Origin of the sequence: Pantoea sp. Taur (genome assembly GCF_009830025.1) — a bacterium.
In the GTDB taxonomy this organism is placed as follows: Bacteria; Pseudomonadota; Gammaproteobacteria; order Enterobacterales; family Enterobacteriaceae; genus Pantoea; species Pantoea communis.
The window spans coordinates 262,774-275,378 of the sequence record NZ_SZZZ01000006.1; the positions used below are offsets into that span (position 1 = coordinate 262,774).

The window sequence follows — 12,605 nt, forward strand, 5'->3', positions numbered from 1 at the left end:
TTACGCAAATTCACCGTGGATTATGCCATGTAAATATTTACTGACAGAGTAAACCCCGCAAAAGGTCACAATTGTAAAAAAACAATTACCGAGAGTTGCAACCTTTCCACTATCTTATGCCACTTGCCCTATCAAACGGCACGTTATCTAACAGCCAGTAGAGCTGACACAACATCAAAACAGGAAAGATATATTTATGGTTGATCAATCCAAAGAGGCGCTTATCGAGGCCGAGCAGCCCGATAAGCTCCAGCGTAATCTACATAACCGCCATATCCAACTGATTGCCATCGGTGGCGCGATCGGCACCGGGTTGTTTATGGGCTCAGGTAAAACTATCAGCCTGGCCGGCCCCTCGATCATTTTCGTTTATATGATCATCGGCTTTATGCTGTTCTTCGTGATGCGCGCAATGGGCGAATTGCTGCTCTCTAATCTCGAATATAAATCCTTCAGCGATTTTGCCGCCGATTTACTCGGCCCGTGGGCGGGCTATTTTACCGGCTGGACTTACTGGTTCTGTTGGGTGGTGACGGGCATTGCCGATGTGGTGGCCATTAGTGCCTATTTCCAACTCTGGTTCCCCGACTTCTCCATCTGGATGAGTGCACTGCTGTGTATATTTGTGTTCCTGGCACTCAATATTGCGACGGTGAAATTGTTTGGTGAGATGGAGTTCTGGTTCGCGATTATTAAAATCGTGGCGATTGTTGCCCTGATCGTGACTGGCATCGTGCTGGTGAGCATGCATTATCCTTCGCCCAGCGGCAGCGCGGCAGCCCTGAGCAATATCTGGGATCACGGTGGTATGTTCCCGAAAGGATTGAGCGGCTTCTTTGCTGGCTTCCAGATTGCGGTGTTTGCCTTCGTCGGCATTGAGTTAGTCGGCACGGCCGCAGCGGAAACCAAAGATCCTCACAAGGTGCTGCCACGTGCGATTAACGCTATTCCGGTGCGTATCATTATGTTTTACGTTCTGGCACTGCTGGTGATCATGGCGGTGACGCCGTGGAATCAGGTCATGCCGGACCGCAGCCCCTTCGTTGAGATGTTTGTGCTGATCGGATTACCCGCCGCCGCCAGCATCGTTAACTTCGTGGTGCTGACTTCTGCTGCATCATCCGCTAACAGTGGCATTTTCTCCACCAGCCGTATGTTGTACGGTTTGGCAGAACAAGGCGTGGCACACAAAGCATTTGGCCGCCTGTCGGCACGCGCGGTTCCCACCACCGGGCTGTTTTTCTCCTGCTTCTGCCTACTGTGCGGCGTTGCGCTGATTTACCTAATCCCCGATGTGATGACGGTATTCACCATGGTCACCACGGTATCGGCGATTCTGTTTATGTTCGTCTGGACCATCATCCTGTGCAGCTACCTGGCTTACCGCAAACAGCATCCGCAACGTCACGCTGAGTCGAAGTTCAAGATGCCGCTGGGCAAGCTGATGTGCTGGGTGTGCATGGCGTTCTTCGCCTTTGTAATTGTCTTGCTGACCTTGCAGGATGATACTCGTCAGGCGTTGATGGTCACGCCGCTGTGGTTCGTCATTCTCACCATGGGCTGGTTGTTACGTCGTCGTAAAGCCTGATAGCACTGCCGACAAAAAGCCCCGAATGCTCGGGGCTTTTTTTTATAACCTTTCGCGTAATTTATGCCATGCCTGCGCCAGTGAAGGTCGCACAGAAGGCTCCCTTTCTGGTGCCGGTTCGGGAACATGTGCCGATCCCAGATTGAAGGTGAAGGTGTAATTGGGTGCTTCCCCCATCCTTAAATCCGAAATCAAGGTCTCTTCACCCTGCTGGCGCATGGCGTAAAAACCATGGCTGAACCACGCCACCCGCTCGGCATACCAGTCACCTTTAAACGCATCGAACAAATGCGGGTTGCGCGGGTGCCAATGAATTTCCAGTGCTCGATCGGGTGACAACAGTGACCAATAGGCCTCACCGTAACGATCGGGGGTCATAATCACGGTTCGCCACACCAGGGTATTAAATGCCGTTGGCGTCACCAGCACCTGCTGCGGCTTGATGGATTGATCAGTTAAATCACGATCGATATGCTGCGTCGCCACGCCCTGCACCACCATGCTCCAGCCAAGATACAGCGTACTGATCAGCAAACCCGCCTGATTCCAGCGCAGTCCGACTCCATCACGCCGCCATAGCGCCACCCCCAGCGCGATCAGCAACGGCAAGGTATACAAGGGATCGATGATGTACATGCTGCCGATTGCGTAGGGGAAATTGGTAAACGGTAAACCAAGCTGTGTGCCGTATACCGTTGTCAGATCAAGCAACGGATGCGTAATCAGGGCCAGCCAAATCGCCAGACACCAGCCGCGCCAGTGTGAGCGACTGCGCGTCACAACCGCAACCAGCCAGGCCAATAGGGGCGCAATTAGCGTCAGCCACAACAGCGCATGGCTCTCGGTGCGGTGCAGCGTCATATTGCGAATCGCATCGCCATGATCGATAAATACATCCAGATCGGGCAAGGTGCCGGCAATCGCACCCACCAGCGCCGATTGCCATAGCGGCACGCGCTTGCCCATCACCGCGACGGTGACCGCCGCGCCCAACGTCAGTTGTGATAGCGAATCCATGCACTCTCCTGGTTAAAGCGGGATCAACGCACGCGGATCCCTTCAATAATCATGCGCTGTACATTCTCCAGCGTTTGCTCGAAAAATTCCGGGTCACTCAGGGTCTGGCCGGTTATCGCCTCAACCTGTGACGCAAAATCCGCGTAATGTTGCGTGGTGGCCCACAGCAGGAAAAACAGATGCTGCGGCTGCACCCCGGCTAACCGCCCTTCCGCAATCCACTGCTCGATGATCGCCGCCTTCTCATCCACCAGCGCTTTTAAATCCCCGGCCAGTTCACCTTTGAGTAACGGCGCACCCTGGAGCATTTCCAGACAGAACAAGCGCGAGGCCTGCGGGTGATCGCGCGACACCTCCAGCTTAAGCCGGATATATTTCCGAATGGCGGTCAGTGGGTCCTGATCGTGGCGCAGTGCGCGCAGTGGAGCCAGCCAGACATCAAGGATCTCCTTCAGAACCGCGATATACAGCACCTCTTTTGAGGGATAGTAGTAAAGCAAATTGGTCTTGGAGACGTCGGCACGCTCTGCCACTTTATCGAGGCTGGTACCGTGAATACCGAACTGCGAGAAGAAGCTTAACGCCGCTTCCAGTATCGCAGCCCGTTTTGCGGCAACGGCACGTGAACGTCGGCCCGGTTGTTTTTCATCGCTTTTCACACTGTTACCTCTTCAATCCTGCCTGTTCGCATCATAACAAAGCCCCTCTTTCCTGCCTAATCGCTCTCCCTGCACCTTTTTTGACCACCGTGCGCATGAAAAACGTGCAAAAAGTTTTGACCAAACGGTCTGATTTAGACCAAGCACTCCACTTTCATCCTTCCATGGGTTTTAACACATTGTTGTATAAGGTATTTAAAAATGTGGCACAAGCTTTGCAGTTTTGTGACTGAGCGCCGCTCGCAGGATGCGTGCAGGAAGCAGTGCAGCGCGTAGAGCAATGCCCGTTCAATGCAGAGAGGTTTCACATGAAAATTGGCGTATTTATCCCGATTGGCAATAATGGCTGGCTCATCTCCACCCATGCGCCGCAATACAAACCGACTTTTGAACTGAATAAAGAGATTGTGCTGAAGGCCGAGCATTATCACTTCGACTTTGCGCTCTCGATGATCAAACTGCGCGGCTTCGGGGGTAAAACCGAATTCTGGGATCACAATCTCGAATCCTTCACATTGATGGCGGGGCTCGCGGCGGTGACCTCAAGGATTGAAATCTATGCCACGGCAGCCACTCTGACGCTGCCCCCAGCAATTGTGGCGCGCATGGCCGCCACCATCGATTCGATTTCCAATGGTCGTTTCGGTGTCAATCTGGTCACCGGCTGGCAGAAACCCGAATACGAACAGATGGGATTGTGGCCGGGTGATGAATACTTCTCCAGCCGTTACCAATACCTCACCGAGTACGTCACCGTGCTGCGCGATTTATGGGGCACCGGTCAGAGTGACTTCAAGGGTGAATTTTTCACCATGAACGACTGCCGCGTGAGCCCGCAACCGCAGAAACCGATGAAGGTGATCTGCGCCGGTCAGAGCGATGCCGGCATGGCATTCTCCGCGCAGCATGCCGATTACAACTTCTGTTTCGGTAAAGGGGTCAACACGCCTACCGCCTTCGCCCCGACCGCCAGCCGCATGAAAGTCGCAGCAGATAACGCCGGACGGGATGTCGGTTCCTATGTGCTGTTTATGATCATTGCTGCCGAAAGCGACGAAGCCGCACGCGCCAAATGGGAGCATTACAAAGCGGGTGCTGATGAAGAAGCGCTTGCCTGGCTCACCACACAAAGTCAGCAGGATACCAAGTCCGGCAGCGACACCAACGTGCGTCAGATGGCCGATCCCACATCAGCCGTGAACATCAATATGGGCACCCTGGTGGGTTCATACGCCAATGTGGCACGAATGTTGGATGAAGTTGCCGAGGTTGACGGCACACAGGGCGTGCTTCTGACCTTCGATGACTTCCTGCAAGGCATTGAAGATTTCGGTGAGCGTATCCAGCCATTAATGCAGTGTCGTCAAAACGTTATCACTTCGCAGAAGGAGGTTGCCTGATGAGTACCGTGACTTGCGCCCATACGTCGAGTTTGCCCAATATCACCCTGCCCGCCCGACCAGAATCGATTGCACTGCCGCCGACGCAAAGCGCCTTGATCGTCGTCGATATGCAGAATGCCTATGCCACCGAAGGGGGTTATCTGGATCTTGCTGGCTTTGATGTCTCCGCCACAAAGCCAGTGATCGCCAAAATTCATCAGGCGGTAACCGCGGCGCGCGCCGCTGGCATGCAGATTATCTGGTTCCAGAACGGCTGGGATGACCAGTACGTTGAAGCGGGTGATGCCGGCTCGCCTAACTTCCATAAATCGAATGCACTGAAAACCATGCGTAAGCGCCCGGAGTTACAGGGCACGCTGCTGTCGAAAGGCGGCTGGGATTATGCGCTGGTGGATGAACTGGTGCCGCAGGCAGGAGACATCGTGCTGCCCAAACCGCGCTACAGTGGCTTCTTCAATACGCCACTCGATAGCATGCTGCGCAGCCGCGGTATCCGCCACCTGGTGTTCACCGGCATTGCCACCAACGTGTGCGTTGAGTCGACACTGCGCGATGGCTTCTTCCTCGAATATTTTGGCGTGGTGCTGGAAGACGCCACTTATCAGGCCGGACCGGCATTTGCCCAACAAGCGGCGATTTTCAACATCGAAACCTTCTTTGGCTGGGTTAGCGACACGGACACTTTTTGTGAAGCTCTGAAAGCTTAGGGTCCATCTCACCTGCAAAACCATAACGATAAGGAACTGCGACGATGCCTAAAAGTGTGATTATTCCTGCCGGCAGCGGCACCCCGATTGCGCCCTTTGTGCCAGGAACCCTGGCCGATGGCGTGGTGTACGTGTCAGGCACGCTACCGTTCGATGCCAGTAACAATGTCGTCCACGTCGGCGATGCCGCGGCACAAACCCGACACGTACTGGAAACCATCAAAAAGGTGATCGAGACCGCCGGTGGCAGCATGAGTGACGTCACTTTCAACTCTATTTTCCTCACCGACTGGAGCCATTACGCCGCGATTAACCAGGTCTACGCCGAGTATTTCCCCGGCGACAAACCCGCGCGCTTTTGCATTCAGTGTGGATTGGTTAAACCAGATGCGCTGATTGAAATTGCCAGCGTCGCGCACATCGGGCCGCAGGAGGCGTAATGCACCTTGAGATTCATGGTTTAACCGCTGCCGACGCGCCAACACTGGTGCTGTCGTCCGGCCTGGGTGGCGTGGCGGGCTTTTGGCAACCCCAGCTGGCGGCGCTCGCTCCCTATTATCGCGTGGTGACTTACGATCAGCGCGGTACCGGTCGCAGTGCCGATACGCTGCCTGAAGGCTACAGCATGGCGATGATGGCCGCCGAACTGGCTGAGCTACTGGCGCAGCATGACATTCACCATTACGACATTATTGGCCACGCACTGGGTGGCCTGATTGGCCTGCAGCTGGCGCTGGATTATCCCGATCGTGTCGGCCGCGTCGTGGTGATTAATGGCTGGCTCTCGTTGGATCCTCATACGCAACGCTGCTTCCAGGTGCGGCAGGATCTCCTGCTCAACGTAGGCGTTGAAGCCTTCGTGCGAGCGCAGCCACTGTTCCTCTATCCGGCTGAATGGCTGGCGCGCCATCAGGCGCGCATCACCGCTGAAGATGCCCATCACGTGCCCCATTTTCAGGGCATGGAAAATCTGCTGCGCCGCTTGCATGCATTAATGAACAGTGATTTCCGTCCGCATGCGGCGCGGATTCATCAGCCTGTGTTAGCCATTTGTAGCCAGGACGATCTGCTGGTGCCGTGGAGCTGCTCTCCACAACTGGCCCAGGCGCTGCCGAATGGCAGTCTGATTGAGATGCCGTGGGGCGGGCATGCGATGAGCGTGACCGATGCCGATAAGTTTAACGCTCTGCTGCTGGGGTGGCTGGCCGAAACGGCTGCACCTGCACAGCGCGCCGCCAGTTGAACAGAGGAGTGAAACCATGAGTGTGCATGAACTGCCGCTGGTACCGAATGTAGATCGCGATACTTTCCGCCATGCCATGGCACGACTGGGCGCGGCGGTCAATATTATCACCACCGACGGTCCGGCCGGTCGCGCCGGATTCACTGCCTCAGCCGTCTGCAGCGTGACGGATACGCCGCCCACTTTGCTGGTGTGTCTGAATCGTTCGGCCTCAGTCTGGCCGACCTTTCGGGACAATGGCTATCTGTGCGTCAACACCCTGGCGGCCGGTCATGAAGATCTTTCGACACTGTTTGGCGGGAAGACGCCGATGGAACAGCGCTTTGCTGCGGCTAACTGGCACACGCTGGCCAGCGGTTCACCGCTGCTGGAGGGTGCCACCGTGTCGTTCGATTGCAAAATCACCCAGGTGGTCAGTGTTGGCACACACGACGTTTTGATGTGTGAAGTACTTGCGCTGGTACGTAACGATGATTCCCATGGCCTGGCGTGGTTTGACCGTGGATATCATCACCTTTTACGGCAGGACGCCCGCTAACGCCGCTCTGCGCGGTCCGGTTCCACCGATATCCTGGAGAAAACGATGGCGAATTCCTGGTTCCCCCGCTGGCAGAAAAAGTCAGCCATGACCGAAGATGGGCTGATTGCACCGGATGAAACCCTGCCGTTCGGGCAGACGTTTGTCATGGGCCTGCAGCATGCTGTAGCAATGTTTGGCGCGACGGTGCTAATGCCGTTGTTGATGGGACTCGACCCCAACCTGGCGATTCTGGTTTCCGGTATCGGCACGCTGCTGTTCTTTGTGGTCACTGGCGGACGCGTGCCGAGTTATCTTGGATCCAGCGCCGCCTTTGTCGGGGTGATTATCGCGGTGACCGGATTCAACGGCCAGGGACTGAACCCCAATCTGGCCCTCGCGCTGGGCGGAGTCATCGCGTGTGGCGCACTCTATACACTGATTGGCTTGATCGTAATGAAAGTCGGCACGGGCTGGATTGAACGCCTGATGCCACCCGTCGTCACCGGCGCGGTGGTGATGGCGATTGGCCTGAATCTGGCTCCGATCGCCGTGCACGGTGTATCTGCATCGATGTTTGACAGCTGGATGGCGGTGATGACGGTGTTATGCATTGGCGTGGTTGCAGTCTTCACACGCGGGTTAGTTCAGCGCTTACTGATTCTGGTTGGCCTGATTGTCGCCTGGGCGCTCTACGCCTTGCTCACCAATGTGTTTGGCCTCGGTAAGCCAGTCGATTTCAGCGGTGTCGCCAGTGCACCCTGGTTTGGTTTACCGCACACCACCGCACCGGTGTTTGATATGCAGGCGATAGTGATGATTGCTCCTGTGGCCATCATTCTGGTGGCTGAAAACCTGGGACATATTAAAGCCGTTGCCGGTATGACGGGACGCAATCTGGATCCCTGGATGGGGCGCGCGTTTGTCGGTGATGGCCTTGCCACCATGTTGTCAGGATCGATGGGTGGCAGCGGTGTAACGACGTACGCCGAGAATATTGGCGTGATGGCGGTCACCAAAGTCTATTCGACACTGGCGTTTGTCGCGGCAGCAGTGATTGCGCTGATACTCGGCTTTTCACCGAAGTTTGGTGCCTTGATCCATACCATTCCCGGCCCGGTGATTGGCGGTGCCTCTATTGTCGTATTCGGCTTGATTGCCGTGGCAGGTGCGCGGATCTGGGTGCAAAACAACGTTGATTTCAGTCAGAACGGCAATTTGATCATGGTGGCCACCACGTTAGTGTTGGGCGCTGGTGATTTTGCTTTAAAGATCGGCAGTTTTACCCTTGGTGGGATTGGCACCGCGACTTTCGGTGCCATCATTCTTAACGCCATTCTTAAACGTCGGGGCGCCGCGCTGGCAAGCCAGGCGGCACGACAACATCCTTAAGGCTCCAGCGGTGCCTGCTCAGGCACCGCTTTCTTGCGGCGAAGTCGTAACTCACTGACGATCACCCCACAAACGATCAGCGCACCACCCAACAGGGCGGCGGCCGGTAAACGTTCACCCGCAATACGTCCTACTACCCCTGCCCAGACCGGTTCACCCGCGTAAATCACTGTGGCACGTGTCGGTGACACGCTGCGCTGTGCCCAGTTCATTGTCACCTGAATCAGTGCACTGGCCGCACCCAGACCCAGCGCACTCAACAGCAATGGCGTTGAGATCGTTGGGATCGATTCGCCATTAGGGATCATAAAGACAAAAGCGCAAGCCGATGCGACCATCAGTTGGATCAGCGTCACGCGACGCACATCAACCTGGCCTGCAAAGCGACTGATCAGAATAATTTCAGCCGCAATCGCCAGTGTACTAAGTAACGTCGCTATCTCGCCCGCGTTCAACGTCAGACTACCGTCTTGTGGCCCGGCCACCAGCACTAAACCGGTAAACGCCAGCATAATGCCAATCCATGCCATTAACCCTGGCGGACGGCGCAGAAATACCCATTGCAGTAACGGTACCACCGGCACATACAGCGCGGTCAGAAACGCCGACTGGCTGCTGGAGATGGTTTGCATCCCCCAGGTTTGTAAGCCGTAGCCACCCGCAATCGACAGGCCAATCAGCGCACCTGCTTTGACTTCGAGCCATGTCATGTGTTTCAGGTAGCGACGAAAGAAGAAGGCCAGCAATAGCGATGCCGTGGCAAAGCGCAGCCCCACAAAGAAAAAGGGACCGGAATGTGCCATCGCCCGGTGCACCACCAAAAAGGTGCCACCCCAAACCATGGTAATGAAGATGAGAACGAGTTCCTGACGCGTAATACGCAGGCTGAGACGGGAGTTTGAAGCAGACATAACGCACCAAAATAATCGATTGGCGATCATTTTTGCCTGGTCAGGAGGGGAAAAGCAATCTTTGTTACCGCCGGGAGAACCCGGCGGAGGGGGGAATCAAACACAATCACTTTATTTCTTGCTGCGACTGCGTCCCCCTTTTTCACCTGCTTCGGAAGCGCGTTGCGGGTCATTCCTGAAATTACCGCCGCTATTTTTTCCGCCTTTACGACCGGCTTCCGCGGCTCTCTCGCGGTCTTCCGCGAAATTGCCTGATCCTCCACGATGTTGTGCCATCATTTCCTCCAGGGATTGAGCATCTGTGGTTAGGCCTTTTCATCCAATGTGGTGAAAAGCAAGGCGGCGGAGTATTCGCGCCACCTGATAAAAGGATAGCCAGGCCAGTCTGATATTCGGCTAACATTCATACTTTGAAACATATAATTCACTTATTTTTCCATCATAAACCAGATTAACATCCAGCTTACAAGCGGTTAGCCCGGTAAAAAGCGCAGCGCTAGACGTACCCATCTATCCTCCCTTCCGGCACCTTACGCAGTCTCTTCTATACTTCTGAATACTCATCACCCTCAGCAGGATAGAAAACCATGGCAAAAGTTTTGGTGCTTTATTACTCAATGTATGGACATATCGAAACCATGGCGCAAGCCGTGGCTGAAGGCGCAAAGAGTGTGAGCGGTGCGGAAGTCACCATTCTTCGTGTACCGGAAAGCATGGATGCGGAGAGATTTGCGCAGGTGGGCGGCAAGGTGAATCAGGCGGCGGCTGAAGCAAAACCTGAAGATTTAACCCAGTACGACGCCATCATCGTGGGTACGCCAACCCGCTTTGGCAATATGGCCGGTCAGATGCGTAATTTCTGGGATCGCACCGGCGGATTATGGGCCTCAGGCGCGCTGTACGGCAAACTCGCCAGTGTATTCGCCTCTACCGGCACCGGTGGCGGTCAGGAACAAACCATCACCTCCGTTTGGACCACCCTCGCCCATCACGGCATGGTTATCGTGCCTATCGGTTATGGCACCAAAGAACTTTTCGATATATCCCAAGTACGCGGCGGCACGCCTTATGGCGCCACCACGATTGCTGGCGGTGACGGCTCACGCCAACCGTCAGCAGAAGAACTGGGAATTGCCCGTTATCAGGGCCAATACGTCGCCGGACTGGCGGTAAAACTGCAAGGATAAATCCACAACAGGAGACCTTTATGGCCACAGAACAGTCGAAAGCTCACCACGTGGGCGAATGGGCCACGCTGCGCCACACCTCACCTGAAATTGCTGAAGCCATTTTTGAGGTGGCAAATTATGACGAACGACTCGCGGAAGAAATCTGGCGTCAGCAAGGTAGCGACGATGTGCTGCTCCGCGCTTTTGATAAGACCGATCAGGACGTTCTGACGTGGGACGACAAAACAGTCGAGCGTAAAAACGTTTAACACGCAGGCGGGCATGTCCCGCCTTTGTCATTTTTTCTGCCAAGGAGCCCTTTATGTCAGCCTACCAAAGCATCAACCCGGCCAATAATCAGTTGCTGAAATCCTGGCCTAATCACGATGACACCTTTATGCAGCAGGCACTTAGCGCGGCTGACGAACTCTACCACTCTACGTGGTGTAAAGGCGATATGCAGCCACGTCTGCAGGTGCTGCACCGACTGGCCGATCTAATTGATCAGCGCGTTGACGAATTAGCTGAGATTGCCAGTCGTGAGATGGGCAAGTTAATCGGGCAGAGCCGGGGGGAAGTAAAAATCTGCGCGCAGATCGCCCGGTACTATGCCGAACATGCGGCTCACTTATTACAGGCACAACCTTATCCCAGCACGGTGGGCGATGCCTGGCTTGAATATCACCCGATTGGCGTGGTGGTCGCCGTCGAGCCCTGGAACTTCCCTTATTACCAGTTGATGCGCGTGCTGGCGCCAAATCTGGCATTGGGAAATCCGGTGCTGGCGAAACATGCCAACATTGTGCCGCACTGTGCGGATGTCTTCGAAAAACTGGTTGAAGAAGCGGGTGCGCCAAAGGGGGCGTGGACCAATCTGTTTATCTCGAATCAACAGGTCGCCGATTTGATTGCCGATCCGCGCGTGCAAGGTGTCGCGCTGACGGGCTCTGAACGTGCCGGTAGCGCTGTGGCGGAGCAGGCCGGAAAGCATCTGAAAAAGTCCACGCTGGAGTTAGGCGGCAATGACGTATTCGTGGTGCTGGACGATGCCGATATTGACGAAGCCGTGCGCCAGGGCGCGCAGGCGCGATTAAGTAACTGTGGTCAGGTATGTACCGCAGCGAAGCGCTTTATCCTGCACGAAAAAATCGCGACGGAGTTTATGGCGAAGTTTAGTGCGGCCCTGCAATCGGCCAAACCGGGGGATCCACTGGATGAAAGCACCACGCTGGGTCCGCTTTCATCGAAAGAGGCTCGCGACCGTTTAGTGAAACAGGTTGAGGATGCGGTTAAGCAGGGTGCGCATGTTGAACTGGGCGGAAAAGTGATTGAAGGCGTGGGTTGTTATTATCAGCCGACGATACTGACTGGCCTCACACCGCAAAATCCCGCCTATTACCAGGAGTTCTTTGGACCGGTGGCACAGGTTTATGTGGTGGCTGACGATCGCACCGCCATTGCACTGGCCAATGATTCGCACTACGGTCTGGGCGGTTCAGTGTGGACGCGCGATATTTTGCGTGGGCGCAACATGGCATCGCAGATCGAGACCGGTATGGTGTTTATCAACTCCCAGAGCGATACCGCCGCGGAGTTGCCGTTTGGTGGCGTAAAACGCTCAGGCTATGGACGCGAGTTGTCCGATCTTGGCCTGAAGGAGTTTGCGAATCAAAAACTGGTGGTCGTCGCCGGTTAACAGAAATAAAAAACCCCGTCGCGACGTAATGCCGATCAGTTAAGACAAAAATGATCGGTTGAACGATCCGGCAGTTCTGCAAGAATCCGTAATCTCTCAGGGATTACGGATTTTTTTATGCTTCTCAGTCAGGCTCTCGATATCGTTCATAAGTTTACGCCTCAGGAATTCTCGGGGCTTTCCGATCTCCTTTCTCCTGAACTCATTGACGAGTGTCTCGCTGATACCGGGACAGTGACGTTACGAAAGCGCCGTTTATCGATGGAAATGATGGTCTGGGCTGTAACCGGCATGGCACTTTTT

At 55.0% G+C, this 12,605-nt stretch carries 15 protein-coding genes; 11 read left to right on the plus strand and 4 right to left on the minus strand.

All coding sequences use genetic code 11. From position 1 onward, the window contains the following. The first annotated feature begins 196 nt into the window (after positions 1-196). Complete coding sequence (gene cycA / locus FD744_RS11470; protein WP_058959632.1) at positions 197-1,588, plus strand: D-serine/D-alanine/glycine transporter; 1,392 nt, start codon at positions 197-199, stop codon at positions 1,586-1,588. Between the two features lie 42 nt (positions 1,589-1,630). On the opposite strand, the gene FD744_RS11475 is transcribed toward cycA, so the two are convergent. Continuing rightward, on the minus strand, positions 1,631-2,605 hold the full coding sequence (locus FD744_RS11475; RefSeq protein WP_160868256.1) for a metal-dependent hydrolase: 975 nt from the start codon (positions 2,603-2,605) through the stop codon (positions 1,631-1,633). 23 nt (positions 2,606-2,628) lie between these two features. Further along, positions 2,629-3,264, minus strand: coding sequence for an HTH-type transcriptional regulator RutR (rutR, locus tag FD744_RS11480; RefSeq protein WP_034820328.1), 636 nt, complete (start codon positions 3,262-3,264; stop codon positions 2,629-2,631). Positions 3,265-3,572: 308 nt separating this feature from the next. On the opposite strand from rutR, the gene rutA reads away from it, so the two are divergent. The 6 genes from rutA to rutG are packed head-to-tail and all read left to right on the plus strand — an operon-like array spanning position 3,573 to position 8,526. Then, positions 3,573-4,664 (plus strand): pyrimidine utilization protein A, encoded by a 1,092-nt coding sequence (gene rutA / locus FD744_RS11485; protein ID WP_160868257.1) that lies wholly within the window; start codon positions 3,573-3,575, stop codon positions 4,662-4,664. After that, positions 4,664-5,374: a pyrimidine utilization protein B gene (gene rutB, locus FD744_RS11490; protein ID WP_160868258.1), complete on the plus strand. Its 711-nt coding sequence runs from the start codon at positions 4,664-4,666 to the stop codon at positions 5,372-5,374. The genes rutA and rutB overlap by 1 nt, the downstream gene beginning before the upstream one ends. Positions 5,375-5,418: 44 nt before the next feature. Then, positions 5,419-5,814 carry a pyrimidine utilization protein C gene (rutC, locus tag FD744_RS11495; protein ID WP_058959636.1) on the plus strand — a complete coding sequence of 132 codons (396 nt, stop codon included), beginning with the start codon at positions 5,419-5,421 and terminating at the stop codon, positions 5,812-5,814. Beyond that, the gene (gene rutD, locus FD744_RS11500; RefSeq protein ID WP_160868259.1) at positions 5,814-6,617 is read left to right on the plus strand and encodes a pyrimidine utilization protein D; all 804 of its coding nucleotides are present in this window, start codon (positions 5,814-5,816) and stop codon (positions 6,615-6,617) included. Before rutC ends, rutD begins: the two co-directional genes overlap by 1 nt. A 16-nt stretch (positions 6,618-6,633) precedes the next feature. After that, complete coding sequence (gene rutF, locus FD744_RS11505) at positions 6,634-7,155, plus strand: NADH-dependent FMN reductase RutF (RefSeq protein WP_160868260.1); 522 nt, start codon at positions 6,634-6,636, stop codon at positions 7,153-7,155. Positions 7,156-7,200: 45 nt separating this feature from the next. After that, positions 7,201-8,526: a pyrimidine utilization transport protein G gene (rutG, locus tag FD744_RS11510; protein WP_160868261.1), complete on the plus strand. Its 1,326-nt coding sequence runs from the start codon at positions 7,201-7,203 to the stop codon at positions 8,524-8,526. On the opposite strand, the gene FD744_RS11515 is transcribed toward rutG, so the two are convergent. Together FD744_RS11515 and FD744_RS11520 are read right to left on the minus strand one after the other, a co-directional pair. Continuing rightward, positions 8,523-9,437 (minus strand): DMT family transporter, encoded by a 915-nt coding sequence (locus FD744_RS11515; RefSeq protein WP_160868262.1) that lies wholly within the window; start codon positions 9,435-9,437, stop codon positions 8,523-8,525. The two genes, rutG and FD744_RS11515, sit on opposite strands and share 4 nt — an antisense overlap. A 111-nt stretch (positions 9,438-9,548) precedes the next feature. Further along, positions 9,549-9,713: a general stress protein gene (locus FD744_RS11520; protein WP_071845623.1), complete on the minus strand. Its 165-nt coding sequence runs from the start codon at positions 9,711-9,713 to the stop codon at positions 9,549-9,551. A 311-nt stretch (positions 9,714-10,024) separates the two neighbouring features. On the opposite strand from FD744_RS11520, the gene wrbA reads away from it, so the two are divergent. The 4 genes from wrbA to FD744_RS11540 form a co-directional block, all read left to right on the plus strand. Beyond that, entirely contained in the window at positions 10,025-10,624 is a 600-nt protein-coding gene (gene wrbA, locus FD744_RS11525; protein WP_034820354.1) for an NAD(P)H:quinone oxidoreductase, read from the plus strand. Between the two features lie 20 nt (positions 10,625-10,644). After that, positions 10,645-10,875, plus strand: a complete 231-nt coding sequence (locus FD744_RS11530; RefSeq protein WP_038647733.1) for a YccJ family protein — start codon at positions 10,645-10,647, stop codon at positions 10,873-10,875. Between the two features lie 53 nt (positions 10,876-10,928). Then, a complete protein-coding gene (locus FD744_RS11535) occupies positions 10,929-12,302 on the plus strand; it encodes an NAD-dependent succinate-semialdehyde dehydrogenase (protein WP_160868263.1) in 1,374 nt (457 codons plus the stop codon). 117 nt (positions 12,303-12,419) lie between these two features. Beyond that, on the plus strand, positions 12,420-12,605 hold a 186-nt coding region (locus FD744_RS11540), incomplete at its 3' end, for a transposase domain-containing protein (protein WP_202403470.1).

Excerpts from the sequence above, each read along its gene's own strand:
- cycA (WP_058959632.1), top strand. The coding sequence starts at position 197 with ATGGTTGATCAATCCAAAGAGGCGCTTATCGAGGCCGAGCAGCCCGAT.
- FD744_RS11475 (WP_160868256.1), bottom strand. The coding sequence starts at position 2,605 with ATGGATTCGCTATCACAACTGACGTTGGGCGCGGCGGTCACCGTCGCG.
- rutA (WP_160868257.1), top strand. The coding sequence starts at position 3,573 with ATGAAAATTGGCGTATTTATCCCGATTGGCAATAATGGCTGGCTCATC.
- rutB (WP_160868258.1), top strand. The coding sequence starts at position 4,664 with ATGAGTACCGTGACTTGCGCCCATACGTCGAGTTTGCCCAATATCACC.
- rutC (WP_058959636.1), top strand. The coding sequence starts at position 5,419 with ATGCCTAAAAGTGTGATTATTCCTGCCGGCAGCGGCACCCCGATTGCG.
- rutD (WP_160868259.1), top strand. The coding sequence starts at position 5,814 with ATGCACCTTGAGATTCATGGTTTAACCGCTGCCGACGCGCCAACACTG.
- rutF (WP_160868260.1), top strand. The coding sequence starts at position 6,634 with ATGAGTGTGCATGAACTGCCGCTGGTACCGAATGTAGATCGCGATACT.
- rutG (WP_160868261.1), top strand. The coding sequence starts at position 7,201 with ATGGCGAATTCCTGGTTCCCCCGCTGGCAGAAAAAGTCAGCCATGACC.
- FD744_RS11515 (WP_160868262.1), bottom strand. The coding sequence starts at position 9,437 with ATGTCTGCTTCAAACTCCCGTCTCAGCCTGCGTATTACGCGTCAGGAA.
- FD744_RS11520 (WP_071845623.1), bottom strand. The coding sequence starts at position 9,713 with ATGGCACAACATCGTGGAGGATCAGGCAATTTCGCGGAAGACCGCGAG.
- wrbA (WP_034820354.1), top strand. The coding sequence starts at position 10,025 with ATGGCAAAAGTTTTGGTGCTTTATTACTCAATGTATGGACATATCGAA.
- FD744_RS11530 (WP_038647733.1), top strand. The coding sequence starts at position 10,645 with ATGGCCACAGAACAGTCGAAAGCTCACCACGTGGGCGAATGGGCCACG.
- FD744_RS11535 (WP_160868263.1), top strand. The coding sequence starts at position 10,929 with ATGTCAGCCTACCAAAGCATCAACCCGGCCAATAATCAGTTGCTGAAA.